The organism is Xanthomonas sp. NCPPB 3761 (assembly GCF_041475705.2).
Lineage (GTDB): Bacteria > Pseudomonadota > Gammaproteobacteria > Xanthomonadales > Xanthomonadaceae > Xanthomonas > Xanthomonas phaseoli.
Map to the genome: position 1 here is coordinate 967605 of NZ_CM191262.1, position 25559 is coordinate 993163.

22 protein-coding genes, 1 other RNA gene and 1 pseudogene are annotated in these 25559 nt (G+C 66.2%); 19 read left to right on the plus strand and 5 right to left on the minus strand.

From position 1 onward, the window contains the following. Positions 1-13 precede the first annotated feature (13 nt). Positions 14-382: a YraN family protein gene (locus ACCQ00_RS04120; protein WP_017156730.1), complete on the minus strand. Its 369-nt coding sequence runs from the start codon at positions 380-382 to the stop codon at positions 14-16. Between the two features lie 3 nt (positions 383-385). Beyond that, positions 386-2077, minus strand: coding sequence for a penicillin-binding protein activator (locus tag ACCQ00_RS04125; protein WP_017156731.1), 1692 nt, complete (start codon positions 2075-2077; stop codon positions 386-388). Positions 2078-2198: 121 nt separating this feature from the next. On the opposite strand from ACCQ00_RS04125, the gene rsmI reads away from it, so the two are divergent. The 3 genes from rsmI to rnpB all read left to right on the plus strand — a co-directional run bounded on the left by rsmI (position 2199) and on the right by rnpB (position 4105). Continuing rightward, positions 2199-3026 (plus strand): 16S rRNA (cytidine(1402)-2'-O)-methyltransferase, encoded by an 828-nt coding sequence (gene rsmI, locus ACCQ00_RS04130; protein WP_039574524.1) that lies wholly within the window; start codon positions 2199-2201, stop codon positions 3024-3026. 481 nt (positions 3027-3507) lie between these two features. Then, positions 3508-3735, plus strand: coding sequence for a hypothetical protein (locus tag ACCQ00_RS04135; protein ID WP_180301580.1), 228 nt, complete (start codon positions 3508-3510; stop codon positions 3733-3735). A 20-nt stretch (positions 3736-3755) separates the two neighbouring features. Then, positions 3756-4105: RNase P RNA component class A (gene rnpB / locus ACCQ00_RS04140), an RNA gene on the plus strand. 591 nt (positions 4106-4696) lie between these two features. Here the strand turns inward: rnpB and ACCQ00_RS04145 are convergent. Continuing rightward, positions 4697-4998, minus strand: a pseudogene (locus tag ACCQ00_RS04145) (type II toxin-antitoxin system CcdA family antitoxin). After that, the gene (locus ACCQ00_RS04150) at positions 4985-5752 is read right to left on the minus strand and encodes an NRDE family protein (protein WP_039569359.1); all 768 of its coding nucleotides are present in this window, start codon (positions 5750-5752) and stop codon (positions 4985-4987) included. Before ACCQ00_RS04150 ends, ACCQ00_RS04145 begins: the two are co-directional and overlap by 14 nt. A gap of 324 nt (positions 5753-6076) precedes the next feature. On the opposite strand from ACCQ00_RS04150, the gene mraZ reads away from it, so the two are divergent. From mraZ to lpxC, 15 genes are all read left to right on the plus strand, one after another. After that, positions 6077-6523 carry a division/cell wall cluster transcriptional repressor MraZ gene (gene mraZ / locus ACCQ00_RS04155; protein ID WP_003485296.1) on the plus strand — a complete coding sequence of 149 codons (447 nt, stop codon included), beginning with the start codon at positions 6077-6079 and terminating at the stop codon, positions 6521-6523. Positions 6524-6537: 14 nt separating this feature from the next. After that, positions 6538-7593 (plus strand): 16S rRNA (cytosine(1402)-N(4))-methyltransferase RsmH, encoded by a 1056-nt coding sequence (gene rsmH, locus ACCQ00_RS04160; protein WP_039569360.1) that lies wholly within the window; start codon positions 6538-6540, stop codon positions 7591-7593. Continuing rightward, entirely contained in the window at positions 7590-7853 is a 264-nt protein-coding gene (gene ftsL / locus ACCQ00_RS04165; protein ID WP_005910928.1) for a cell division protein FtsL, read from the plus strand. The genes rsmH and ftsL overlap by 4 nt, the downstream gene beginning before the upstream one ends. Positions 7854-8064: 211 nt before the next feature. After that, a complete protein-coding gene (locus ACCQ00_RS04170; protein ID WP_039569364.1) occupies positions 8065-9933 on the plus strand; it encodes a peptidoglycan D,D-transpeptidase FtsI family protein in 1869 nt (622 codons plus the stop codon). Positions 9934-9941: 8 nt separating this feature from the next. After that, the gene (locus tag ACCQ00_RS04175) at positions 9942-11417 is read left to right on the plus strand and encodes a UDP-N-acetylmuramoyl-L-alanyl-D-glutamate--2,6-diaminopimelate ligase (RefSeq protein WP_017155395.1); all 1476 of its coding nucleotides are present in this window, start codon (positions 9942-9944) and stop codon (positions 11415-11417) included. Then, positions 11414-12925, plus strand: coding sequence for a UDP-N-acetylmuramoyl-tripeptide--D-alanyl-D-alanine ligase (locus ACCQ00_RS04180; protein WP_039569372.1), 1512 nt, complete (start codon positions 11414-11416; stop codon positions 12923-12925). The genes ACCQ00_RS04175 and ACCQ00_RS04180 overlap by 4 nt, the downstream gene beginning before the upstream one ends. Beyond that, the gene (mraY, locus tag ACCQ00_RS04185) at positions 12915-14000 is read left to right on the plus strand and encodes a phospho-N-acetylmuramoyl-pentapeptide-transferase (protein WP_003485285.1); all 1086 of its coding nucleotides are present in this window, start codon (positions 12915-12917) and stop codon (positions 13998-14000) included. The genes ACCQ00_RS04180 and mraY overlap by 11 nt, the downstream gene beginning before the upstream one ends. Next, a complete protein-coding gene (gene ftsW, locus ACCQ00_RS04190; RefSeq protein WP_039569373.1) occupies positions 14000-15376 on the plus strand; it encodes a putative lipid II flippase FtsW in 1377 nt (458 codons plus the stop codon). Before mraY ends, ftsW begins: the two co-directional genes overlap by 1 nt. Next, the gene (gene murG / locus ACCQ00_RS04195; RefSeq protein WP_039583853.1) at positions 15373-16653 is read left to right on the plus strand and encodes an undecaprenyldiphospho-muramoylpentapeptide beta-N-acetylglucosaminyltransferase; all 1281 of its coding nucleotides are present in this window, start codon (positions 15373-15375) and stop codon (positions 16651-16653) included. The genes ftsW and murG overlap by 4 nt, the downstream gene beginning before the upstream one ends. Beyond that, the gene (gene murC / locus ACCQ00_RS04200; protein ID WP_039569378.1) at positions 16650-18083 is read left to right on the plus strand and encodes a UDP-N-acetylmuramate--L-alanine ligase; all 1434 of its coding nucleotides are present in this window, start codon (positions 16650-16652) and stop codon (positions 18081-18083) included. The genes murG and murC overlap by 4 nt, the downstream gene beginning before the upstream one ends. Further along, positions 18080-19036 carry a D-alanine--D-alanine ligase gene (locus ACCQ00_RS04205; RefSeq protein ID WP_017155389.1) on the plus strand — a complete coding sequence of 319 codons (957 nt, stop codon included), beginning with the start codon at positions 18080-18082 and terminating at the stop codon, positions 19034-19036. Before murC ends, ACCQ00_RS04205 begins: the two co-directional genes overlap by 4 nt. A gap of 112 nt (positions 19037-19148) precedes the next feature. Then, the gene (locus tag ACCQ00_RS04210; protein WP_039569382.1) at positions 19149-19985 is read left to right on the plus strand and encodes a cell division protein FtsQ/DivIB; all 837 of its coding nucleotides are present in this window, start codon (positions 19149-19151) and stop codon (positions 19983-19985) included. After that, the gene (gene ftsA, locus ACCQ00_RS04215; RefSeq protein ID WP_003485272.1) at positions 19982-21217 is read left to right on the plus strand and encodes a cell division protein FtsA; all 1236 of its coding nucleotides are present in this window, start codon (positions 19982-19984) and stop codon (positions 21215-21217) included. The genes ACCQ00_RS04210 and ftsA overlap by 4 nt, the downstream gene beginning before the upstream one ends. Before the next feature lie 279 nt (positions 21218-21496). Next, positions 21497-22735 (plus strand): cell division protein FtsZ, encoded by a 1239-nt coding sequence (ftsZ, locus tag ACCQ00_RS04220; protein WP_039569384.1) that lies wholly within the window; start codon positions 21497-21499, stop codon positions 22733-22735. 235 nt (positions 22736-22970) lie between these two features. Continuing rightward, a complete protein-coding gene (gene lpxC, locus ACCQ00_RS04225; RefSeq protein WP_017155386.1) occupies positions 22971-23882 on the plus strand; it encodes a UDP-3-O-acyl-N-acetylglucosamine deacetylase in 912 nt (303 codons plus the stop codon). Between the two features lie 183 nt (positions 23883-24065). On the opposite strand, the gene ACCQ00_RS04230 is transcribed toward lpxC, so the two are convergent. After that, positions 24066-24512: a DciA family protein gene (locus ACCQ00_RS04230; protein WP_017155385.1), complete on the minus strand. Its 447-nt coding sequence runs from the start codon at positions 24510-24512 to the stop codon at positions 24066-24068. Between ACCQ00_RS04230 and ACCQ00_RS04235 the strand changes: the two genes are divergently transcribed. Continuing rightward, positions 24513-25454: a M23 family metallopeptidase gene (locus ACCQ00_RS04235; RefSeq protein WP_017158828.1), complete on the plus strand. Its 942-nt coding sequence runs from the start codon at positions 24513-24515 to the stop codon at positions 25452-25454. Positions 25455-25559: the final 105 nt, after the last annotated feature.

Genomic DNA, 25559 nt, shown 5'->3' on the forward strand with positions numbered 1-25559 from the left:
GCGTCGGTGGCGGTCAGCAATCGTCGGCGCGGAATGCGTCGCGGATCCAGTGCAGTATCGGCGGTTCGCCGCTGGCATCGATCACATCGAAGCGGCACGGCAGCGCGGCCAGGGCCGGGTGAGCGCCGAGAAACAACTGCGCGGCCAGCACCAGCTTGCGACGTTTGCGCCAGTCCACCGATGCCGCGCCGCCGCCGAAGCGGTCGTCGCGCCGGTAACGCACTTCCACGAACACCAGCGATGGCCCGTCGCGCATCACCAGATCCAGTTCGCCGCCGCGGTAGTTGGCGTTGCCGACCACCAGTCGCAGCCCGGCCTGCTCCAACAGCGCGCGTGCGGCCGCCTCGACCGCCGCACCACGCTGCTGGCGCGCCGCCGGCATGGCTCAGCGGCCGTCGGCGATCGGCGTCGGGCGGCCACCGCTGAAGGTGGACCAGGCCGGCGTGCGCAACACATTGCCGAAGCCATCCAGGTGCAGGGTGCCGGTGGCGCCGCGCAGGCCGCCATCGGTGCCGGTGGCGAGTTTTTCCAGGTATGCCGTGATCTTCCAGGCGTCGTAGCCGAACGCGAACAGGCGGGCAGCCGGGCCGCGTGCACTGGGCAGGGTGCTGGCCACCTGGCTGACCGCCGGCAGGCCGGACACGCCCAGGGCGGTCCAGGTTTCGCTCGGGTAGACGATGCCATCCAGCGCCAGATCGTCTTCGGCCTTGCCGGTGCCGGCCACCAGTTGCGAGGTGCCCACGCGCGACTTGCCGGCGAACCCGGCCAACGCCAGCTGCGGCGCCAGCGCACGGGCGGTGTTGCCGCGTACTGCCAGGAACACCGCGTCGGCGGTGCCGTAGTTGCGCAGCTGCGCGCCGATGTCGCCCGGCGCATCGGCCACGCTGATGCTGCCGGCCACCGTGCCGCCGCGTTCGCTGAAGCGGTCGCGGAAGGCCTTGATGGTGCGCTTGCCGTTGTCGTCGCTGGTGCCGACGATCAGCACGTTGCGGCGTTCGCGCGAGAGCAGGTATTCGGCGGCCATGATGCCGTCGTCTTCTGGCGCCAGCGAGAAGCCTGCACTGCCGGTGGGCGGGGCCTTGTTGTCGCTCGGCCGGTTGAGTGCCAGTACCGGCACCGCGAGCTGGCCACGGGCGAACAATGCGCTGACTTCGTCGCGCCCCAACGGGCCGACCACGTAATCGACACCAGCGTTTACTGCCTTGTCGTAGGCGGCATTGGCACCGGCGGCGGTGCCGGCGGTGTCGAAGAACTGCACCTCCGGGCGGCGGCGGGTTTCGGCGTAGTAGCCAGCCAGCAGGCCATCGCGTACCGGCGCGGCGGCGGTGGCCAGGTTGCCGGTGATCGGCAGCAGCACGCCCAGCTTGACCGGTGGGCGGTAGCCATCGCGCTCGGCCGGCGGGCGCTTGCTGGTATCGAAGCCCCACTGCGCATCGCGCTCGAAGGCGCGCGGCAACGCCAGGCCGCGGCTGATCAACGCGCGCCCGGCAAAGTTGTACAACGGGTCGCCGGCCGGCAGCGCAGCGGTGCGGCCCTTGAGGGTGGCGTCGTCGAGCGCGGCAAGCAGGCGCACGATGGCGCGCTGGTTGTCGCTGCGCGCGGTGCCGGTCAGGCTGGCATCGGCGCGCGCGCGGTCTGCGGCGGCACCGAACAGGTCGCCGGTGGCTTCCAGCGCCGCAGCGCGGGCCACCAGCCAGCGCGTCTGCAGCGGCTGGGTCAGCCCCTGCGGGCTGTCGCCCAAGGCCTGCAACGCCTGCGCGCCCTGCTTGTCGAGCACCGCCAGCTCGCCGGTGAGCAGCCCGAAGCGTGCGCGTTCCTCGCCGCTCAGGTGGCGCGCGTTGACCTGCGCCAGCAGCGTGCGGGCCCGCGCATCGTCGCCGGCGTCGTGCCAGCCGAACGCCGCGGCCGCCAGCAACCGGCTGCGCTGCGCACCGCTGGCACTGGCGGCCTCGGCTTCCAGCTGCTGCGCGGCGTCGCGCGGTTTGCCCTGATCCAGCAGTGCCAGCGCAGCGCTCTGCGTCGGCGAGGCGGTTGGCGTGACGCTGCTGGTGGCGCAACCGGCGGCCAGCATCACCATCAGCGAAAGGGCAGAGATCCTTGCAACACGCTTGTTCATTTCAGATCCATTGGACAGGGGCCGCCGGGGGCGGACCGTTAAAAACGCTACGATTCTACCCTTTGCCCCCGGAACACCGCTGATGACGTCCCCTGGAACCCTGCACGTGGTCGCCACGCCGATCGGCAACCTGGCCGACCTGTCGCCGCGCGCGCAGGAAGTGCTGCGTGGCGTGGCCGCGATCTGCGCCGAAGACACCCGCCATACCCGCCAGTTGCTCGGCCATTTCGGCATCGATCGCCCGCTGCTGGCGCTGCACGACCACAACGAAGACGCGATGTCCGAGCGCATCGTGGCGCGCCTGCGCGAAGGCGCGTCGCTGGCCATCGTCAGCGACGCCGGCACTCCGTTGGTCAGCGACCCCGGTTTCAAGTTGGTGCGCGCCGCCCGTGCCGCCGGCATCAAGGTCAGCCCGGTGCCCGGCGCCTGCGCCGCGATCGCCGCGCTCAGCGTGGCCGGCCTGCCCAGCGACCGCTTCGGTTTCGAAGGCTTCCTGCCGGCCAAGAGCGCCGCCCGCCGCGAGCGCCTGGCGCGGCTGGCCGGCGAGACCCGCACCCTGGTGTTCTACGAGTCCTCCCACCGCATCGTCGAATCGTTGGCCGACCTGCGCCTTGCCTTCGGTGACGAGCGTCCGGCAGTGATCGCCCGCGAACTCACCAAGCTGTTCGAAACCGTGCTCGACGGCAGCCTGGCGCAGCTGCAGGCCCAGATCGAGGCCGACGACAACCAGCGCAAGGGCGAATTCGTGGTGATGGTGCAGGGCGCCGCCGATGCCGCCGACGGCCACCTCGCCGAAGGCCGTCGCGTCTACGCCAAGCTCGCCGAGCACCTGCCCCCATCCACCGCCGCCAAGCTGGCCGCCGAGCTGACCGGCGCGCCGCGGAAGGCGTTGTATGGCGGCAATGGTTGACGCAGAGACTGCCGAAGACAAGAAGAAGGCGCTGGAGTTGCGTCAGTTTCGGTGCGTCCTCGATGTATGGCCGGAAGCCTTTCCATCGCCTGTGAGCGAACTGGAGCAGCCCAAGGAACCCGCAGCCGATATTCGTTTTCGAATCGCGGACGGCTCCATCTACGCCGTCGAGATCACGCGATTGTTGCGCTCCGAAGGGCAGGAGCGAGCGCTTGCAAGGGAAAAGCTGCTGCTCGCGCTGAAACCTCGAATTGCGCGGCTTTTGCCAAAGGTGCAAGTGAGTTTGAGCTTTGCAGACGGTCCGCTTCCCGCACTTGCGGAGGCCGTCGAGCAGATCGAGTGTCTGCTTCGCCTGCATTCGGGGGTGAAGCAGCCGCGCATTGTTATGAGAAGCGGGCTTCCGGCGTTTGTCAGCCACGTGCAGTTGTGGCCGTCCGATCAGGAAGGGCTCTTATCAGGCGGCAACTTTGAGGTAACCGCTCTGGTCAAGGACCGAGTAGCGGAGTCCATTACCCGCAAGAACACTAAAATCAGCGGATATCGCGCACACGCGGATGCTGTCGCACTCTTGATCTATTGTCCGATGGCTCCTTCGCTCGCACAGCATGCAATACCAGCGGAGGCGACTGGATGGTCGTTTGCGCACGAGTTCGATCGTGTCGTTCTCTACGCCGAAGAAAACGGCAGGCGGGGCATCATCTGGCGATAGCGCGTATAGTGCGCCCCGGCGGAGTCGGCCAGACAGTCGCGTCACTCGCAAGAGTGCCGAGGAAAGTCCGGGCTCCATAGGGCAAGGTGCCAGGTAACGCCTGGGCGGCGCAAGCCGACGGACAGTGCAACAGAAAGATACCGCCTACGTTCCCTTCGGGGAGCCGGTAAGGGTGAAATGGTGCGGTAAGAGCGCACCGCGAGTCCGGTAACGGACCGGCACGGCAAACCCCACCTGGAGCAAGACCAAATAGGGATCCATTGGCGTGGCCCGCGCTGGATCCGGGTAGGTTGCTTGAGCGCTGCGGTGACGTAGCGCCTAGACGAATGACTGTCCACGACAGAACCCGGCTTACCGGCCGGCTCCGCCGCCTTGCTTTGGGCATCGCCCAAAGCTAAGGCGCCCACGTTTCGTACCGCCGCAGGCGGTACAAAACGCGGGTCCCGCTCCGGGCATTCCACATCCCCGCGGCTGTCGCCGCGCCCCCTTGACTCAAGGGGGCTTGCAGGTAGGCCGTTGGTCGAGGCTTAGGTCGTTGGTCGAGCTCTCGCTACGCGTCGCCGCCTTCGTTCGGCGTTCGCCCTTCTCGAAGGCGCCCACGTTTCATACTGCCGCAGGCGATACAAAACGCGAGTCCCGCTCCGGGCATTCCACATCCCCGCGGCTGTCGCCGCGCCCCCTTGACTCAAGGGGGCTTGCAGGTAGGCCGTTGGTCGAGGCTTAGGTCGTTGGTCGAGGCTCTCGCGACGCGACCGACTCCCTTCCACCGCGTGCGGGGGAAGGTGCCCGAAGGGCGGATGGGGGCATGCAAGCGAATGGGGGCATGCAATTGGCAACGCCTGCAGCCGCATACGGCACTAGCCGAACGAGCAGGTGAGCAGCGCGTCGAGGGCGTCGATGATGATCTGGCCCTGGTCTTTCGATGGTCCGCCGGCATTGGCGTGAACATCGAACTGGACGGTCACCGCGTGGAAAACCCGTCGGCGAAGGAGTTGTGCACCTCGGTGAAGGCCTTCCATTCGCTTGCCGCGCGTTGCAGCGCACGCGCGCTCGCGCTGAGGCTGTCGCGTTCCTTGGTGACTTACTCGGTCAAGGATCTTCCGCACTTGCCGAGAGCTCGCCGGTCATTGCGCGGGCTTGCGCCGCCAGGTCGGTCTTGCTGGTCGGATGCAACGGTTTCTTCGGCGCAGAAGCCTCGTGATAGCAGTGCGTGCGTCCACTTCTCGGCCATGCGCATGCTTGTGGCTTGTCAACGCGGGCCAGGGATCTCCAGGCGTGTCTCGCCCTGGAAACTCCCATTCGGCCCGAAGCGTCGTTCGTGGATAAAGCCGTGGCCGTCATGGTCCACCGCAACGATGGTGCTGGCGCGGGTCCCGTAGCTGGGGCCGCCGATGAAGGCGGCCGAGAGCAGGCGTTCGGTGGGCAGGTCCACGCCGGTCTGCGGTAGCGCAGCGTCGGCGGCGATGGCCGGATTGCCCAGGGCGGTCCACAACGGCTGCAGGTCTTCATCGCCGTCGGCGCACCAGCGGTGCAGCACCTTGGTCAGCGCAGCGGTCTTGGGCCACGGCGCATCCAGCGGCCCGTTGGACATGCCATGGATGCCCGCAGCCAGCTGCCGCGCCAGTGGCGGGTGGTTGCTCAGGTGCTCGCAACGGTCGGCGTCGCACAGCAACAGGTTGAAAGGTGGGAACTGGTGGGCGGCACCGGCCAGTGCGTCGGCGTAGGCAGTGGCGCTCAGGCTGCCGGATAGATAGTCGCCGATCAGATGCCCGCGCGAGCGCCCCGAGGCCGTGGCGAGCGGGTCACGCACGTTGGTGACCACCGCCGCGCGTCCATCCCGACCCAGGCCAACCCAACTGCCACCGGAGCGCAGGTCGCGGCCAGCCAGCACGTTGTCGGCCGGCGCCGCCCAGCGCGCCAGTGCCGCAGTGGGACGTGCGTGGAATTCGTCGCGGTTGCCCGCCAGCAGCAAACGCCAGCGCGGGTGGACTTTCCAGGCAAGGGCGACCAGGCACATGCCACCGATTGTCACCTTGTTTGCGCAGTTGAGATACGCCGCTGGCGCAATGTGAAGTGAGACGGCAGTCGGGTTTACATGGCCTTCACCGCCCTGAATTTCCGTTCAATCTCAAAATATGAGACGAAACAGCAACTTGTGGATAACCTTTGAACAAGTCTCTAAAGAGTGCCGCAACTCATTGATGCAACTGGCGATTTGCGGCCTTGAAAACTGTTGACAACCTTTGACGCACTGCTAAGGTGGGCAACGGAGGGAAAACCAGGTGTTTTGTGGTTTTTCGTGGTTCAATGATCCCCCAGCGGGTATTCGAGGTTGCATTCGGTGTTTCAGGGCGAGACTGCCATCACGGTGGACGACAAGGGGCGTATGGCGGTGCCAACCGCATACCGCGACCTCGTTGCGCGTGTCAGCGGCAATCGTCTTGTCCTCACCTACAACCCGTTCGAAGCCGGATGCCTGTGGCTCTACGCGGAAAAGGAGTGGGAGCGGGTGCGCGACGACGTGATGTCCAAGCCCAACACCCAGCGCGTGGTCCGTACGCTGCAGCAGAAACTGGTGGGTTCTTCGGCGGTGCTCGAGTTGGACGCCAACGGCCGTCTGAGCATCCCGGCCAGCCATCGCAATGCGGTGGGCATCGAGAAAAAGGCCGTGCTGCTGGGCATGGGCGACAAGTTCGAACTCTGGAGCGAGCAGGCACATCGCGCACTGATTCAGCAGACATTGTCTGACGGGGATCTGGGCGATGAATTGCTCGATCTCAGGTTGTGAGCCGGGGTGCCCGGATGCGCGGTGAAGCGCAGCCCGGTCACCCGGTGTCGCAGCCGCCGGCGGCCCATGTGCCGGTGCTGTACACGCAGGTTCTGGATGGCCTGCAGGTGACCGAAAACGGAACGTATCTGGATGGCACATTCGGGCGTGGCGGGCACGCACGCGGCGTGCTGGAACACCTTGGACCGGGAGGTCGACTGCTGGTGATGGACAAGGACCCCGAAGCGATCGCAGTGGCCGAACACAGCTTCGGCGGCGATGCGCGCGTGTCCATCCATCGCGGCAGTTTCGCCACGCTCGGCCAGGTGGTCGCCGCGGCCACCGTCGACGGCATCCTGCTGGACCTGGGCGTGTCTTCGCCGCAGCTGGACGTGGCCGGGCGTGGTTTCAGTTTCGGCAAGGACGGCCCGCTGGACATGCGCATGGACCCGGACGGCGGCCAGAGCGCGGCGCAGTGGCTGGCGCAGGCCGGCGAGCGCGAGATCGCCGATGTGCTGTGGACCTATGGCGAAGAACGCCAGAGCCGCCGCATCGCGCGCGCCATCGTGGCGCGTCGCGACGAACAGCCGCTGCTGCGCACCGCACAACTGGCCGAGCTGATCGCATCGGTGATGCCGCGCGGCGACAGCAAGACGCATCCGGCCACGCGCAGCTTCCAGGCCATCCGCATCCACATCAACCGCGAGCTGGCCGATCTGGAAGCCGGGCTGGACGCTGCGTTGGACGCGCTCAAGCCGGGCGGCCGGCTGGCGGTGATCAGCTTCCATTCGCTGGAAGATCGCATCGTCAAGCAATTCATGGCCCGCTACGCCAAGGCCCCGCCGAGCAACCGCCGCCTGCCCGAAGCGCAGCCGTTCGTCCCCACGTTGCAGCTGATCAGCGGCGCGATCAAGGCCGACGATGCCGAGTTGAACGTCAACCCCCGCGCCCGCAGCGCGGTGTTGCGGGTGGCCGAGAAGCTGGGAATGGGGAATGGGGAATGGGGAATGGGCAAAGGCGACAGCGCCGCTGCTTCCCGATTCCCGACTCCCGATTCCCGATTCCCGGCGTCTCAAGGAGACGCCGCATGAGCCGCTTGCTGCTCGTCGTGCTGCTTGCCTGCAGCATCGCCTCGGCGATCGGGGTGGTGTACATGCGCCACATGCATCGCAAGCTGTTCGTGCAGTTGTCCAAGCTCGAACACACGCGCGACGAACTGAATATCGAATTCGGCCGGCTGCAGCTGGAGCAGGCCACGTGGGCGGAAAGCAACCGGGTCGATCAGGTCGCGCGTGCGCGCATCGGGATGAAGTTCCCGGAGACCAACGACATCGTGGTGGTGCGCCCATGACCGGTCGGCAGAACAGCCGTTTCGCACGGCGCAGTCGCCGCCAGGACGGCGCACATGCAGGTGCGTCTGTGACAAAACGGCAGGACAGCCGCTTTGCACGGCGAAGCCGCCCGCAGGGTGGCGCACATGGAGGTGCGTCTGTGACAAAACGGCAGGACAGCCGTTTTGCACGGCGAAGCCGCCCGCAGGGTGGCGCACACGGAGGTGCGCCATGAAGGCCGGTCGCAACCGCCCCCGTAGCAATTTCAATCTCCGTGGTCGCCTGACCCTGGTCGGTATCGCGCTGGGCCTGTGTTCGGTGACGCTGATCGGGCGCGCGGCCTACGTGCAGCTGGTCAATCGCGATTTTTACCAGCGTCAGGGCGAAGCGCGTTACCTGCGCGAACTGCCCATCGCCACCTCGCGCGGCATGATCACCGACCGCAACGGCGAGCCGCTGGCGGTGTCCACGCCGGTGGAATCGATCTGGGTCAATCCGCAGGAACTGCTGCGCAACCCCGACCGCATTCCCGAGCTGGCAAAAGCGCTCGGGCAGCCGCTGGACGAGTTGAACGCCAAGCTGGCACAGAAAGCCGGCAAGGAATTCATGTACCTGCAGCGCCGGATCAATCCAGACAAGGCGCATGCGATCGTCGATCTGAAGATTCCTGGCGTGTTCTCGCAGCGCGAGTTCCGCCGCTTCTATCCGCAAGGCGAGGCGATGGCCCACGTGCTGGGCTTCACCAATATCGACGACCGCGGCCAGGAAGGTCTGGAGCTGGCGTTCGACGAATGGCTGCGCGGCAAGCCCGGCTCCAAGAAGGTGGTGCGCGATGCGCGCGGCGCCATCGTGGAAAGCGTGGACCTGGTGCGTCCGGCGCAGCCAGGCAAGGACCTGACGCTGAGCATCGACCGCCGCATCCAGTTCCTGGCCTACAAGGAACTGCGTAACGCCTTGGTCGAAAACAACGCGGCCGGCGGTTCGATGGTGGTGATGGACGTGGCCAACGGCGAAGTGCTGGCGATGGTCAACCTGCCGACCTACAACCCCAATTCGGTGACCGGCATCAATCCGTCGGCGCGCCGCAACCGGGCGGTCACCGACCTGGTCGAGCCGGGTTCGACGATGAAGCCGCTGACGGTGGCCACCGCGCTGACCGCCGGCGTGGTGACCAAGGACACCGTCATCGACACCAACCCCGGCTACATGTCGGTGGGGCGCTTCACCATCCGCGACGTGCCGCGCAACAACGGCGTGCTCAACGTCACCGGCGTGATCACCCGCAGCTCGAACATCGGCGCGGCCAAGATCGCGGCCAAGGTGCCGGACCAGACCTTCTACCAGTCGATCCGCAACTTCGGTTACGGCAGTGCGCCGCATAGCGGGTTTCCCGGCGAATCGGCCGGCGTGGTACTGCAGCCGTCGCGCTGGAGCGGCCCGTCCAAGACCACGATGTCCTACGGTTACGGCCTGTCGGTGACGCCGCTGCAGATTGCGCAGGCGTACGCTACGCTGGGCAACGGCGGCAAACTCACTCCGCCGACCTTCGTGCGTGGCCAGCACAACGAAACCCGTCAGGTGATCACGCCGGAAGTGGCGCGTCAGGTTATCGACATGATGGAGACCGTGGTCACCCAGGGCGGCGCCAAGGGTGCGGCAATTCTGGGGTACCACGTGGCCGGCAAGACCGGCACGGCGCGCAAGAATGGCGCCAACGGCTACGAGCGTGGGCACTACAACGCCCTGTTCGCTGGCTTGGTGCCGGCCACGCGCCCGCGCTTTGCCACCGTCATCGTGATCAACGATCCGCAAGGCAAGGTGTATTACGGCGGTCTGGTGTCGGCGCCGGTGTTCCATCGCGTGATGGAAGGCGCGCTGCGCCTGATGGACGTGCCGCCGGACGATATCCAGTCGTGGCTGGCCGCACAGGCTGCCGGCAAGACCGGCCAGCCGGTGGCCAAGCCGCAAGCGGCCGAACCGGATCCGGCGCTGGTGCCGGACCCGGTGGATGAAGTCTCCGCCGGCATTCCGACCGCACTGGCGCCTGCGCCGGCTGCCGCGCCAGCGCAGCCCGCGCCATTGCAGGAGAGCCGCCAGTGAGCCGCTGCATGGCGCTTTCGCAGTTATTGCCGGACGTGGCGTTGACGCACGACGTGCAGGTGTCCGGGTTGGTGATGGATAGCCGTGCCGTGCGTCCGGGCGACGCCTTCGTGGCGATCGCCGGCTTCGGTGCGCATGGTCTGGGCTTTGTCGAACAGGCGCGCGCCAATGGCGCGGCGGCAGTGTTGTTCGAGCCGCCGGCGCCCGACGGTCTGCCGGTGCCGGCCGATGCGATTGCCGTGCCCGGTTTGCGCGCGCGCCTTGGCGTGATGGCCGATCAATTTCATGGTCGGCCGTCGCAGGCGATGCGCATGGTCGGCGTTACCGGTACCAACGGCAAGACCTCCACCGTGCAGCTGCTGGCGCAGGCATTGACGCTGCTCGGTACGCCCACCGGCACGCTCGGTACGCTGGGCGTCGGTCTGTATGGCGCGGCCGTGCCGACCGGCTTCACCACGCCGCTGGTGCTGCCCACGCATGCCTTGCTGGCGCAATTGCGCGATGAGGGTGCGCAGGCCGTGGCAATGGAGGTCAGCTCGCACGCGCTCGATCAGGGACGTGTGGATGCGGTGCACTTCGACGTGGCAGTGTTCACCAACCTCACCCGCGACCATCTCGATTACCACGGCGACATGGCGCAGTACGGCGCGGCGAAGGCCAAGCTGTTCACCCGCGCTGGCTTGAAAGCCGCCGTGGTGAACCTGGACGATACGTTCGGCCACACGCTGTTCGCTGCGCTCGATCCCGCGCTGCGCGCGATCGGTGTGAGCTCGCGCGCGCATTCTGATGCCAGCGTGAGCGCGCAGGCACTGCAGCTGGACCACAACGGCATCAACTTTGCGTTGAATGTCCAGGGCCAGGTGCATCCGGTGCATTCGCCGCTGCTGGGCCGTTTCAACGTGGACAACCTGCTCGCCGTGGCCGGCGCGTTGTGGGCGATGGAGTTTGCGCCTGCGCAGATCGCCAGCGTGCTCGGCCAGTTGCAGCCTATCCATGGCCGCATGAACCGCCTTGGCGGCGCATATGGCGCGCCGTTGGTGGTGGTCGATTACGCACACACGCCCGACGCGCTGGAACAGGCATTGAGCAGCCTGCGTTCGCATGCGCAGGACCGCCTGATCTGCGTGTTCGGCTGCGGTGGCGAACGCGACACCGGCAAGCGCCCGCAGATGGCGGCGATTGCCGAGCTCAAGGCCGACGTGGCGATCGTGACCGACGACAACCCGCGTGGCGAAGACGGCGATGCGATCGTGGCCGATATCCTGCGTGGCTTCGCGCGACCGGATGCCGCCATCGTGCAGCGCGACCGCGCCGCTGCGATCCATCAGGCCATCGGCATGGCCAGCCCATCGGACATCGTATTGATCGCCGGCAAGGGCCATGAGCCATATCAGGAAGTTGCCGGTGTGCGGCATGCCTTCGACGACGCCATCGTGGCAGCCCAGGCGCTGCTGCCGCGGACCGTCCTGGGAGTGCGCCCATGAAGCTCACGCCCCTGTCGTTGATTGCCCACTGGGCCGGCGGCGAGCTGCATGGCGAGGACGCCATGATCGATGCGGTCGGCAACGACACCCGCACGCTCGCCGACGGCAGCCTGTATGTAGCGCTGCGCGGCGAACGCTTCGATGGGCACGAGTTCGCCGCCGAGGCGGTGGCGCGCGGCGCAAGCGGTTTGCTGGTCGATCGCCTGCTGCCGGCGTTGAGCGTGCCCCAGGTGGTGGTGGACAACACCGAGCTGGCATTGGCGCGCATCGCCGCCGGCATGCAACGCGACCGCGCCACGCGCGTGCTTGCGCTGACTGGCTCCAACGGCAAGACCAGCGTCAAGGCGCTGCTGTTGTCGATCCTGACCGAAGCCGGGCGCGTGGATGGCACCACCGTGTACGCCACGCCGGGCAACCGCAACAACGAGATCGGTTTGCCGCTGGCGGTGATCGCCGCGCCCGACGATGCGGACGTTGCGATCTACGAAATGGGCGCCGGCAAGCCGGGCGATATCGCCTATCTCACCGAGATTGCACGACCGCATGTCGCACTGGTCAACAACATCGCACCGGCGCATCTGGAACGTCTGGGCAGCCTGCTCGGCGTCGCACAGACCAAAGGCGCCATCTACGCCGCATTGCCTGCCGAGGGTGTGGCGGTGATCAACGCCGACGACGCGTTCGGCATGTGGTTCGAACAGCAGTTGCAGACCCAGCCGGTGCGCGGACGTCGCATCTTGCGCTATGGCTTGCAGGCCAGTGCCGAGATCACGGCGCGTCAACTGCGTCTGCACACCGGCGGCGCGCAGTTCACCCTGGTGACGCCGCAGGGCGAGGCGCAGATTGCGCTGCCGTTGCCGGGCCGCCACAACGTGCTCAACGCACTGGCGGCAACCGGCCTTGCACTCGGTGCCGGCATCGCCTTGCCGGTGATCGCGGCCGGTCTGGCACAGGCACGCGCGGTGGCCGGCCGGCAGATCGCCCAGACCTTGCCCAACGGCGTGGTACTGATCGACGACAGCTACAACGCCAACCCGGGCTCGCTGGATGCGGCCATCGATGCCTTGGCCGCCGCACCGGGCGAAGGCTGGCTGGTGCTGGGCGACATGCGCGAACTCGGCGCCGAAGGCGTCGCACTACACGCCGCCGCGGGGCGTCGGGCGCGCGCGGCCAAGCTGCAGCGGTTGTATGCGCTGGGCGAGCTCAGCGCTGCCGCAGCGCAGGCATTCGGCCAAGGCGCCCGCGTGTTCGCCACGCACGCCGAGTTGATCGACGCCTTGCAGGCGGATCTGGTCGATGCCGCCAGCCAGCAACAGCAAGTGCCGCAGCACGGATCAGGAAATACGCAGGAACATGCAGTGATTCACCAACCGCAATCGCCATCCACCAACGCGCTTCCGGGCGTCGCCTCCATCACGATCCTGGTGAAGGGTTCGCGCGGCAGCGCGATGGACCGTATCGTCACCGCGTTGCTCGCACCGGCGGAGGATGCCTCCCATGCTGCTTGAGCTGGCCCGTTGGCTGCAGCAACTGGAGAGCCTGTTCGGGCTGTTCAACTATCTGACCTTCCGCGGCATCCTGGCGGCGCTGACGGCGCTGTTCCTGTCGTTATGGATGGGGCCTGCGGTGATCCGCAAGCTGGCCCAGTTCAAGGGCGGCCAGCCGATCCGCCAGGATGGCCCGCAAACGCATTTTTCCAAGGCCGGCACGCCGACCATGGGCGGTTCGCTGATCTTGCTCACCGTCACCTTGTCGGTGCTGTTGTGGGGTGATCTGCGCAACCGCTACGTGTGGTTGGTGCTGGCGGTGATGATCTGCTTCGGTGCGATCGGCTGGTACGACGACTGGATCAAGATCGTCAAACGCGACCCCAATGGGTTGAAGTCGCGCTGGAAGTATCTGCTGCAGTCGATCTTCGGTCTGGCCGCTGGCTTGTTCCTGTACTACACCGCCGATGTGCCGGCGGCGATCACGTTCTACATTCCCATGTTCAAGTCGATCGCGCTGCCGCTGGCCGGCGTGAGCTTCGTGGTGATCGCCTACTTCTGGATCGTGGGCTTCTCCAATGCGGTGAACCTCACCGACGGCCTGGATGGCCTGGCCATCATGCCGACCGTGCTGGTGGCCTGCGCGCTGGGCGTGTTCGCGTATGCCTCCGGCAACGTGGTGTTTGCCGAATACCTGAAAATTCCGCTGATTCCCGGTGCCGGCGAGCTGATCATCATCTGCTCGGCGATCGCCGGCGCAGGCCTGGGCTTTCTGTGGTTCAACACCTACCCGGCGATGGTGTTCATGGGCGACATCGGCGCGCTGTCGCTGGGCGCAGTGCTCGGCACCATCGCGGTGATCGTGCGTCAGGAGATGGTGCTGGTGATCATGGGCGGGGTGTTCGTGATCGAAACGCTGTCGGTGATGATCCAGGTGGCCAGCTTCAAGCTGACCGGCAAGCGCGTGTTCCGCATGGCGCCGATTCACCACCATTTCGAGCTCAAGGGTTGGCCGGAGCCGCGGGTGATCGTGCGCTTCTGGATCATTTCGGTGGTGCTGGTGCTGATCGGCCTTGCCACGTTGAAGGTGCGCTGATGAACGACATGTCCCGCCAGGCCACGCGACTGGACGCCATCGGCGGCCGCTACGACCCGTGGCTGCTCGGGGCCGCCGTCACGCTCGCGTCGCTGGGCGTGGTGATGGTGGCATCCAGCTCGATCGAGCTGGAAGCCAGCCCGTTCTACTACCTGACCCGCCACCTGCTGTTTTTGGGCGGCGGCATCGCACTGGCGTTCTGGGCGATGCGCACCGAGCTCAAGACCATCGAACAGCACAACCAGATGCTGTTGCTGGCCTGCTTTGTGCTGCTCGTGGTGGTGTTCGTGCCTGGCCTGGGCAGCACCGTCAATGGCGCCAAGCGCTGGATCAACCTGGGCGTGTCGCGGTTCCAGGTGGTCGAATCGGTGAAGGTGTTCTACATCATCTGGCTTGCGAGCTATCTGGTGCGGTTCCGCGACGAGGTCAACGCGACCTGGCAGGCAATGCTCAAACCGGTATTCGTGGTCGGCTTCTTGGTCGGCCTGTTGCTGCTGCAGCCGGACTTCGGCTCCTCGATGCTGCTGTTAAGCGTGACCGCCTGCATGCTGGTGCTGGGCGGTGCGCCGATCGGGCGCATCATCCTGCCGATCCTGCTGCTGCTGCCGGCCCTGGTGGCATTGGTGATCTTCGAGCCGTACCGCATGCGACGCGTGACCTCCTTCATGGACCCGTGGGTGGATCAGCTCGGCTCCGGTTACCAGCTGTCCAATGCGCTGATGGCCATCGGCCGCGGCCAGTGGACCGGCGTGGGCCTGGGCGCTTCGGTACAGAAGCTCAACTACCTGCCCGAATCGCATACCGACTTCATCTTCTCGGTGATTGCCGAGGAACTGGGCTTTGTGGGTGTGTGCGGGGTGATCGGGCTCTACGCGCTGCTGGTCGGTCGCGCCTTCTGGCTGGGCATGCGCTGCGTGGAAATGAAGCGGCATTTCTCCGGTTACATCGCCTTCGGCATCGGCCTGTGGATCGCAATGCAGAGCTTCGTGTCGATCGGCGTCAACCTCGGCATCCTGCCGACCAAGGGGCTGACCCTGCCGCTGATTTCGTCGGGCGGTTCGTCGGTGCTGATGACCTGTCTTGCGATGGGTGTGCTGCTGCGAGTGTCCTACGAGGCCGATCGCGCCGAGCGCCTGCGCAGCAAGTTGTCTCCGCAGGGCGCGGCCAGCTCGCCCGCCGAGCCGGCCGAGCAGGTGGTCGATTCGGCGCCGCCGGCGTACACGCCTGCGCGCACGCCGCAGCGCGATACGGCCGCTGCACCCGCACCGGCCGCCGCACCGGTTGCCGCCGCCTATGTCGCACCGGCGTCGGCCATCCTGCGCGGCACCAGCCGCATGCAACCGCGTGTGGAACCGACGTTCGGGAGGATTGCGTGAGCGTTTCTGCGAGTGCCGCGCAAACGTCCGCACAGTCGTCTGCGGTGCTGCGGCCGGTCATGATCCTGGCTGGCGGCACCGGCGGGCACATCTTCCCGGGCCTGGCCGTGGCCAAGGTGCTGCGCGCACGCGGCGTGCCGGTGACCTGGCTGGGCGCCGATGGCGCGATGGAAACCCGCCTGGTGCCGCAGCACGAGATTCCCATCGATACGCTGGCCATCAGCGGCTTGCGCGGCAAGGGCGTGGTGAAGCTGCTCGGTGCGCCGGTGCGGGTGATGCGCGCGGTGCGCGCCGCCGGCTTCGTGCTGCGCAAGCGCCAGCCGCGTGCGGTGATCAGCTTTGGCGGCTTTGCAGCCGGCCCGGGCGGCCTGGCCGCGCGCCTGCTCGGTGCGCCATTGCTGGTGCACGAACAGAATCGCGCCCCGGGCATGACCAACAAGGTGTTGTCGCGTTTCGCGCGCCGCGTGCTGACCGGTTTCCCGGGCAGCTTTGCTGGCGAAGAAGCGGTGGGCAACCCGGTACGCGCAGAAATCGCTGCGTTGCCGATGCCGGCCGATCGTTTGGTCGGTCGCACCGGCCCGGTACGCGTGCTGGTGCTGGGTGGTAGCCAGGGCGCGCGCGTGTTGAATCAGGCGGTGCCCGCAGCGTTGGCTGCACTGGGTCGCCCGGATGTCGAGGTGCGTCATCAGTGCGGCGAAAAGCTGCGCGCCGAAGCCGAAGCGGCTTATGCACAGGCAGACGTCAACGCCAGCGTCGAACCCTTCATCGCCGACATGGCCGCTGCCTATGCCTGGGCAGATCTGGTGGTGTGCCGCGCCGGCGCATCCACCCTGGCCGAACTGTGCGCCGCCGGTGTCGGCAGTGTGCTGGTGCCGTTTGCCGCCGCCGTCGACGACCATCAAACCCGCAATGCCGAATACCTGGTCGGCGCCCACGCCGCCGTGCTGCTCAAGCAGGACGAGCGCCTGGCAGTGCACTTGCAGCAGGTGCTGCAGACCCTGCTCGCCGACCCGGCCCGGCGCCTGTCGATGGCCATCGCCGCCCGCAACCTGGCCAAGCCGGACGCCGCCGAGCGCATCGCCGACATCATTCTGCAAGAAGCCGGGAGTGGTGAATCGGGAATGGGGAATGGGCAGAGCCCAGAACAAACGCAGGAACACATCTTGATGCACGCAGACAAGCGCACCGACCAAGCATCCGTCGCCGCTGGCGCTCAGCTCCATACGATTCCCGATTCCCGATTCCCGATTTGCGACACCGCAGGAGGTGCAGCGTGATCCGCCGTCTGCAAGACAGTGGCGATCTGGTGCGGGCGTTCCCGCGCGTGCATTTCGTCGGCATCGGCGGCACCGGCATGAGCGGTATTGCCGAGGTGATGCTGACGCTGGGCTATGAAGTCTCCGGCTCGGACAACGCCGACAACGCGGCCACGCGCCGGCTGGCCAAGCTGGGTGCGCGCGTGATGCGCGGCCATTCGGCGGCCAACGTGCTGGGCACCGATTGCGTGGTGGTATCCAGCGCCATCCGCGAAGACAACCCCGAGCTGATGGAAGCGCGCAGCCAGCGCATTCCGATCATGCCGCGTGCGGCGATGCTGGCCGAGCTGATGCGTTTCCGGCGTGGCATTGCGGTGGCCGGTACGCACGGCAAGACCACCACCACCAGCCTGGCGGCTGCGGTGTTGAGCGAAGGTGGCCTGGATCCGACCTTCGTCATCGGCGGGCAGCTGCTGGCCGCCGGTGCCAACGCCAAGCTCGGTGGCGGCCAGTGGCTGGTCGCCGAAGCTGACGAAAGCGATGGCAGCTTCCTGCGCCTGAATCCGTTGATGGCGGTGATCACCAACATCGATGCGGATCACCTGGAAAACTACGGCAACGATTTCGCCCGCGTGCAGGCCGCATTCGCCGAATTCCTGCAGCGCCTGCCGTTCTACGGCCTGGCGTTGCTGTGCATCGACGACCCGGAAGTGGCCGCGCTGGCCGGCAAGACGCCGCGCCACGTGATGAGCTACGGCATGAGCGAAACCGCCGACGTGCGCGCCGAAGATGTCGTGCAGGACGGCCCGCGCATGCGCTTCACGCTGCGCCTGCCCGAAGGCACCACCACGCCGGTGACGCTTGCGTTGCCGGGTCGGCACAATGTGCTCAACGCGCTGGCGGCGGCTGCAATCGGCTGGCAGCTCGGCGTGGCGCCGGAAACCATTGCGCGCGCGCTGGAAAATTTCGCCGGCATCGGCCGTCGTTTCAACGATCTGGGCGAAGTGACCACCAGCAGCGGTGCACGGGTGCGCGTGGTCGACGATTACGGCCATCACCCGCGCGAACTCGAAGCCGTGTTCGCCGCCGCGCGTGGCGGCTGGCCGGACAAGCGTCTGGTGGTCGCCTTCCAGCCGCACCGCTATAGCCGCACCCGCGATCAGTTCGACGCCTTTGCCGCAGTGCTCAGCACGGTCGATGCGCTGGTGTTGAGCGAGGTCTACCCGGCCGGCGAAGCGCCGATCCCTGGTGCCGATTCGCGTGCACTGGCACGCGCCATCCGGGCGCGCGGCCGCAGCGAACCGGTGGTGGTCGGCCAGATCGCCGGCCTTGCCGAAGTGTTGCCGGACGTCCTGCAAGATGGCGACTTGCTGTTGATGATGGGCGCCGGCGATATCGGTTACGTGGCCCAGCACATCATCAACAACGGGTTTGCCGGAGAGCAGGCATGAGCGCGGTGATCGGCAACGCCCGCACCAGCGATCCGGCAGTCTTCGGCCGCGTCGCCGTGTTGCTCGGCGGCACTTCGTCCGAGCGCGAGGTGTCGTTGAATTCCGGCAGCAATGTGCTGGAAGCGCTGCGCGCACGCGGCGTCGATGCACAGCCGGTCGACGGCATTCCGGCGTTGGCCAAGGCCTTGGTCGCACAGCAGTTCGATCGCGTATTCAATGTGCTGCACGGACATAACGGCGGCGGCGAAGACGGCATCGTGCAGGGCCTGATGGACGCCTTCGGCGTGCCGTACACCGGCTCGGACGTGCTGGGTTCGGCGCTGAGCATGGACAAGATCCGCACCAAGCAGGTGTGGCTGTCGCTGGGCCTGTCGACGCCGCGCTATGCGCGGCTGGCTGCTGGCGTGAGCGCCGAGGACATTCACGCTGCTGCTCAACACATCGGCTTGCCGGTGATCGTCAAGCCGGCCAATGAAGGGTCCAGCGTCGGCGTCAGCCGCGTGTTCGACCAGGCGCAGCTCGAAGAAGCAGTGACCCTGGCAGCGCGCTACGACGGCGCGCTGTTGATGGAACAATTGATCGAGGGCGACGAACTCACCGTAGCCGTGCTCGGCGACACCGCCTTGCCGTCGATCCGCATCGTGCCCAAGGGGCAGTGGTACGACTACAACGCCAAGTACATCGCCGAGGACACGCAGTATCTGTGCCCGGGGCTGGAAGGCGAAGCCGAAGCGCAGATCCGCCAGCTCGCGCTGGACGCCTTCCGTGCTGCCGGCTGCCGCGGCTGGGGCCGCGTGGACGTGATGCGCGATGGCCGCAGCGGCCAGCTGTACCTGCTCGAAGTCAACACCGCGCCCGGCATGACCAGCCACTCGCTGGTGCCCAAGGCCGCCCGCCAGCTCGGCATCGATTTCGAAACGCTGGTCTGGCGCGTGCTGGAGCAGACGTTGTGAAGCAGGGAATCGGGAGTCGAGAATCGGGAATCGCAACAGCGGCAGCCGGCCGTACGCCGCTGTTGACGATTCCCTATTCCCGATTCCCCATTCCCGCGCGCGGAGCGCGCGCATGAACGCCACCCTGCGCATCCTGGCCTGGTTGCTCGCGCTGGCATTGGTCGCGCTGCCGGTGGTGGCCGTGCTCAATGGCTGGGTCGGCGCCGAGCGCTGGCCGCTGGCCAAGTTGCGGGTGTCCGGCGACTTCAAGCGGGTGCCGGCAGAGGAGTTGCGTGCGGTGGTGTTGCCGTATGCGCGTGCGGGCTTTTTTGCGGTGAAGTTGCAGCAGGCGCAGGACGCCATCGCGCGTTTGCCATGGGTGGAAAGTGCGCAGGTGCGCAAGCGTTGGCCGGACGTGCTGGAAGTGCACGTGACCGAGCACAAGCCGTTCGCGCGCTGGGGCACCGACCGCATGCTGTCCGAGCAGGGCCGGCTGTTTCGCACCCCGCCGCTGTTGAAGGATTTCAAGTTGCCGCAACTCGGTGGGCCGGACAGCAAGACCCAGGACGTGGTGGCGCTGTACAACGAGTCGCGCGCGCTGTTCGCACCGACCGGGCTGGATGTGGAGCGTCTTGAAATGGACGCGCGCGGCAGCTGGTCGCTGGGACTGAGCAATGGCGTGCAGATCGTGGTCGGCCGCGACGATGCACGCGCACGCTTGCAGCGCTTCGCCCGCGTGCTGCCGCAGCTGTCCGATCCACAACGCCCCATCGCCCGCGCCGACCTGCGCTATACCAACGGATTTACCGTTGAAAGGCGAATGGAGAATGGGGAATCGGGAATGGAGAAGAAGCCCAAGCAGGCATCGCCCGCTGCGACTCACGCACTTGTTCTCAATTCTCCCCGCATTCGTGCACCGCTGTTGACCATTCCCCATTCCCTATTCGCTATTCCCGGCTTTAAGACATGAACCGCAAAGGCGACAAATCCCTCATCGTTGGACTGGACATCGGCACCTCCAAGGTCGTTGCGCTGGTCGGCGAATACTCGCCCGGCAATCCGATCGAAGTGATCGGCATCGGTTCGCATGAATCGCGCGGTCTCAAGCGCGGCGTGGTGGTGGATATCGAATCCACCGTGCAGTCGATCCAGCGTGCGGTGGAAGAGGCCGAGCTGATGGCCGGCTGCGAAATCCGCTCGGTCTACGCGTCCATTTCCGGCAACCACGTGCAGTGCAAGAACTCGCCCGGCATCGTGCCGATCCGCGATGGCGAAGTGACCTGGAGCGATCTGGAGCGCGTGCTCGATGCCGCCAAGGCGGTGGCCATTCCGGCCGACCAGCGCATCCTGCACGCGATTCCGCGCGAGTACGTGCTGGACGATTCGCAGGAAGGCATCCGCAACCCGGTCGGCATGACCGGCGTGCGCCTGGAGGTGCATGCGCACCTGGTGGTGTGCGCGCAGTCGGCCGCCGCTAACATCACCAAGTGCGTGCAGAAGTGCGGCCTGCAGGTCGACGATCTGGTGCTGTCCTCGCTGGCATCGTCGGTGGCCGTGTTGACAGCCGACGAACGCGAGCTGGGCGTGGTGCTGGTGGACATCGGCGCCGGCACCACCGACCTGGCGGTGTACGTGCAGGGCGCGATCTGCCACACCGCTTCGTTGCCGATCGCCGGCGACCACGTCACCAACGACATCGCGCACATGCTGCGCACGCCCACGCCGGAAGCCGAGCAGATCAAGGTCCGCTACGCCTGCGCGCTGGCGCAGCTGGCCACCGCCGAAGAAAGCATCCAGGTGCCGTCGGTGGGCGACCGCCCGCCGCGCCGCATGCCGCGCCATGCACTCGCGCAGGCGGTGCAGGGCCGTTACGAGGAAATCTTCGAAATGGTGCAGGCCGAACTGCGTCGTTCGGGCTTCGAAGAAATGGTGCGCGCCGGCATGGTGCTCACTGGCGGCGCCTCGAAGATGGAAGGCGTGGTGGAACTGGCCGAAGAAATGCTGCAGATGCCGGTGCGCGTGGGCATTCCGCAGCACGTCACCGGCCTGGGCGAAGTCGTCGGCAACCCGGTGCACGCCTCCGGCGTGGGCCTGCTGCTGATGGGCAGCCAGATCGAACATCCACGCCGCCCGTCGATCCCGACCGGGCGCGCAGGCAGCTTGTTCAAGAAATTGAAGAATTGGTATCGCGGTGAATTTTGAATCGGGAATCGGGAATCGGTTAAAGCAAAGCAAAGCGGTTGCAGCAGGATTGAGTGGAGAGCGGTAAGAGTGGGCAGGGCGTAGTTTTTTTGTGGTTCCGCCGAGGAAACAGTGGTTGGAGCGAAGGTGTTTCGCTGTTGCGATTCCCCATTCCCAACTCCCCATTCCCGGCATTCAAACAACAACATTCGCCGACATGCGGGTGTTGGGCTGGCGAACGGAGCAATCCGATTCCCCATTCCCGATTCCCCATTCACGGCATCTAAAGAGGACACTGACATGGCACATTTCGAACTGATTGAAAAAATGGCTCCCAACGCGGTCATCAAGGTCGTGGGCGTGGGCGGCGGCGGCGGTAACGCGGTTGCGCACATGGTCAACACCAATGTCGATGGCGTGGAATTCATCACCGCCAACACCGACTCGCAGGCGATCAAGAACTGCGGCGCCAAGCTGCAGCTGCAGCTGGGCACCAACGTCACCAAGGGCCTGGGCGCGGGCGCCAATCCGGAGGTCGGCCGTCAGGCGGCGCTGGAAGATCGCGAGCGCATCATGGACGCGCTGCAGGGCGCGGACATGGTATTCATCACCGCCGGCATGGGCGGCGGCACCGGTACCGGTGCCGCACCGGTCGTCGCGCAGCTGGCCAAGGAAATGGGCATCCTGACCGTGGCCGTGGTCACCAAGCCGTTCCCGTTCGAAGGCCGCCGCCGCATGCAGGTGGCGCTGAAGGGCATCGAGGAACTGAGCCAGCATTGCGACTCGCTGATCACCATCCCCAACGAAAAGCTGATCACCGTGCTGGGCCGCAACGCCACCATGATCCAGGCGTTCCGCGCTGCCAACGATGTGCTGCAGGGCGCCGTGCAGGGCATCGCCGACCTGATCGTGCGCCCGGGCCTGATCAACGTCGACTTCGCCGACGTGCGTACCGTGATGTCGGAAATGGGTCTGGCCATGATGGGCACCGGGTCGGCACGCGGCGACGATCGCGCGCAGGCCGCCGCCGAAGCCGCCATCCAGAACCCGCTGCTGGACGATGTGAACCTGGCCGGTGCGAACGGCATCCTGGTCAACATCACCGCCGGCCCGGACTTCACCATGTCCGAGTTCGACGAAATCGGCCGCACCATCGAAGCGTTCGCCTCGGAAGACGCCACCGTGGTCGTCGGCACCGTGCTGGACCCGGACATGCAGGACGAAGTGCGCGTGACCGTGGTGGCCACCGGCCTGAACCGTGCGGTTGCCCGTCAGACCCAGCGTTCGGACCAGCGCGCGCCGATCAAGCTGGTGCGCAATGCCACCACCGGCCAGCCGGAGTTCGGCGATTTCGACACCACCAGCGGCGATGCGGTGTCCAAGGCGGTCGGCGGCAGCATGGGCCTGGGCCTGCGTCGTCCCAGCAGCGACTCGGTCGGCGGCGGCAGCCACAACAGCGGCGGCGCCTCGACGCCGGCGGCAGACCTGCCCAACGATTACCTGGATATCCCGGCGTTCCTGCGCCGCCAGGCCGACTGAGGATCGTCGGCTGCGTCGCCACGGTGACGCAGCCCGTCCCGCCCGGAATCCGCTTCGGGTTGCATTGCCATGTCATGTCTTTCCTGCCGGATCGGTGCCGATCCGGCAGCTTTTGTTATCGCGTGACTGACTGATTACGGTCGCCGTCACGCGCCACTTGTTAAAATTCGGATAATCTCAACAAATTAGACAGTCGGTTCAGCGTCTGTCTGCATTGTTCATCCAGACTTCGCATATGACCCAGCAACGCACTCTCAAGAACACCATTCGCGCCACCGGCGTCGGCCTGCACAGCGGCGACAAGGTGTACATGACGTTACGGCCGGCTCCGGTCGATCATGGCGTGGTGTTCCGACGGGTGGACCTGGAACCGGTCGTCGAAGTGCCTGCAGATGCCGAGCTGGTCACCGAAACCACACTGTGCACCGGGCTGACCTGCAACGGCGCCAAGATCCAGACCGTCGAACACCTGATGTCCGCACTGGCGGGCCTGGGTGTGGACAACGTCATCGTCGAACTGTCCTCGGCCGAGTTGCCGATCATGGATGGCTCGTCCGGTCCGTTCGTGTTCCTGCTGCAGTCGGCAGGCATCGTCGAGCAGAGCAAGCCCAAGCGCTTCATCCGGATCAAGCAGACGGTGGAAGTGCGCGACGGCGACAAGGTGGCGCGCTTCGAGCCGTACGAAGGCTACAAGCTGGGCTTCACCATCGAATTCAATCACCCGATGATTCCGGCCAAGCAGTCGCGCCAGGAGATCGATTTCTCTACCTCGGCGTACGTCAAGGAAATCTCGCGCGCCCGCACCTTCGGTTTCATGCGCGACCTAGAGTATATGCGCGAGCGCAATCTTGGCCTGGGCGGTTCGATGGACAACGCCATCGTGCTCGATGAATTCCGCGTGCTCAACGAAGACGGCCTGCGCTACACCAATGAATTCGTGCGGCACAAGATCCTGGACGCCATCGGCGACCTGTATCTGGCTGGCGGCGCCATCCTCGGCGCCTACGAAGGCTTCAAATCCGGTCACGCCCTCAACAACAAACTGGTGCGTGCGCTCCTGGCCGACCAGGCCGCCTGGGAATGGGTCAGCTTCCCGGAAGGCACCGAGCAACCGCCGGTCACCTACGCCAGCCCCGTTTACGCCTGATGTCGGGGAATGCCCTAGTCGGCGTTCGAAGTGTGAAATCGGTCGAATTTTCGGGCCATTCTTAACACTTATTTAAGACTTCCCTAACTCCTGCGGGCCACATGCCCGCTAGGATGCGTCGGGTCGCGTGGTCTTCGCAACTCGTTCACGCACTGGCGGCCGCCTCGGATGGGCGGCAAGGCTTCACCGTTTGGTCGGTAACGCGTCCTGCAGGGAAGCCAACGCGTCGCGCAAGCCTTTGTGCGTCGCCTCGGACACAGGGTTAGGACGGTCGCGGTTCTGCTGCGTTGGGGAATGCAGCGGCACGGTTGCGGTCTTGACGGTCACCGCGGTGGCCTTCAGTCCGACGGATCGGGCGGCATCCAGGATTTGGGTCTCGGCAAGCCGCACCTTGGCATGCCAGACCGGCGAATCCACCAGAAAAACAAGCTGTTCGCCTCGGACATTGGCCAACCGGCAACGGGTCGCCAGATGAGGTGGTAACAGGGGGCGCAACTGCCGGTCCAGCGCATCGAGCCACAAGGCTCGGCGCAAGGGGTCGCCAGCCTTTTCCCCCAGCGCGGCCTCGATGGCCGGTTGTGGAGTGGAAGGGTTGCGTGCGTTGGACTTGGGCTTGGACATGACACTCATATGGCGTTGAACAAAGTTGTAATCAAATCTCGGCAGACCCGGGCCCAGCGTGTGGCCCGACAGTTCCAGGACTTTGCAGCAGATCGGCCGATGGTGGTGCTTGGTGCGGTATTGGGCCTGGGCATGCTGATCGGCGTCGGTGCCAGCACCGCGACCGGCATGGTGACCAATTCGGCGTTGCAGGCCAAGGTCGCGCAGCAGCAGGCCGAGCTGGCCCAGGCGCAGCGCGCCTCGCAGGCGCAGGTCAATGCACTGGCCGCGCGCCTGGGCGAGCTGCAGGCGCAGGCCACCCGCCTCAACGCGTTGGGCGAGCGCCTGACCGAAATGGGCAAGTTGAAGGACGGCGAGTTCGACTTCGACGAGCCGGTCGGCGTCGGTGGCGGCGATGAGCCGGTCAGCGACATGCCGGTGAAAGACCTCAAGCAGACGCTAGGGCAGGTGGAGCAGCAGTTCTCCGCCTCCGGCCAGCAATTGAACGTGCTGGCCTCGCTGATGTTCGATCATCAGCTGGAGCAGAATTCGGTGCCCTCGCGGATGCCGATCCGCAACACCTACATCACCTCCGGTTTCGGCGGTCGCGCCGATCCGTTCGACGGTGGTTCGGCCTTTCACAAGGGCGTGGACTTCCATGCCAACGTGGGCGACCCGGTGCTGTCGGTGGCCGACGGCGTGGTCAGCTACGCCGGCGTACGCGGCGGTTACGGCAACGTGGTCGAAGTGGATCACGGCAATGGCTATGTGACCCGCTACGCGCACAATTCGCGCCTGGTGGTGAAGGTGGGCGATCTGGTGCGCGCCGGCCAGCAGGTCGCGCGTGCCGGTTCCAGCGGCCGCTCCACCGGTGCACACGTGCATTTCGAGGTCTGGGCGGACGGGCGCGTGGTCAATCCGCGCAAGTTCCTGGGTGAAGCCACGCCGGTGGGACGTCAGGGGCGCGGTTGACCAGGGCGCGGGCCGCGCTTGATTCGTGAAGGCCCGCCCCAAGCTACAATAGGGTGTTGCCATCGACAGGGCGCAGTGCGCCCTGTTTCGTTTACGGCGGTCGGG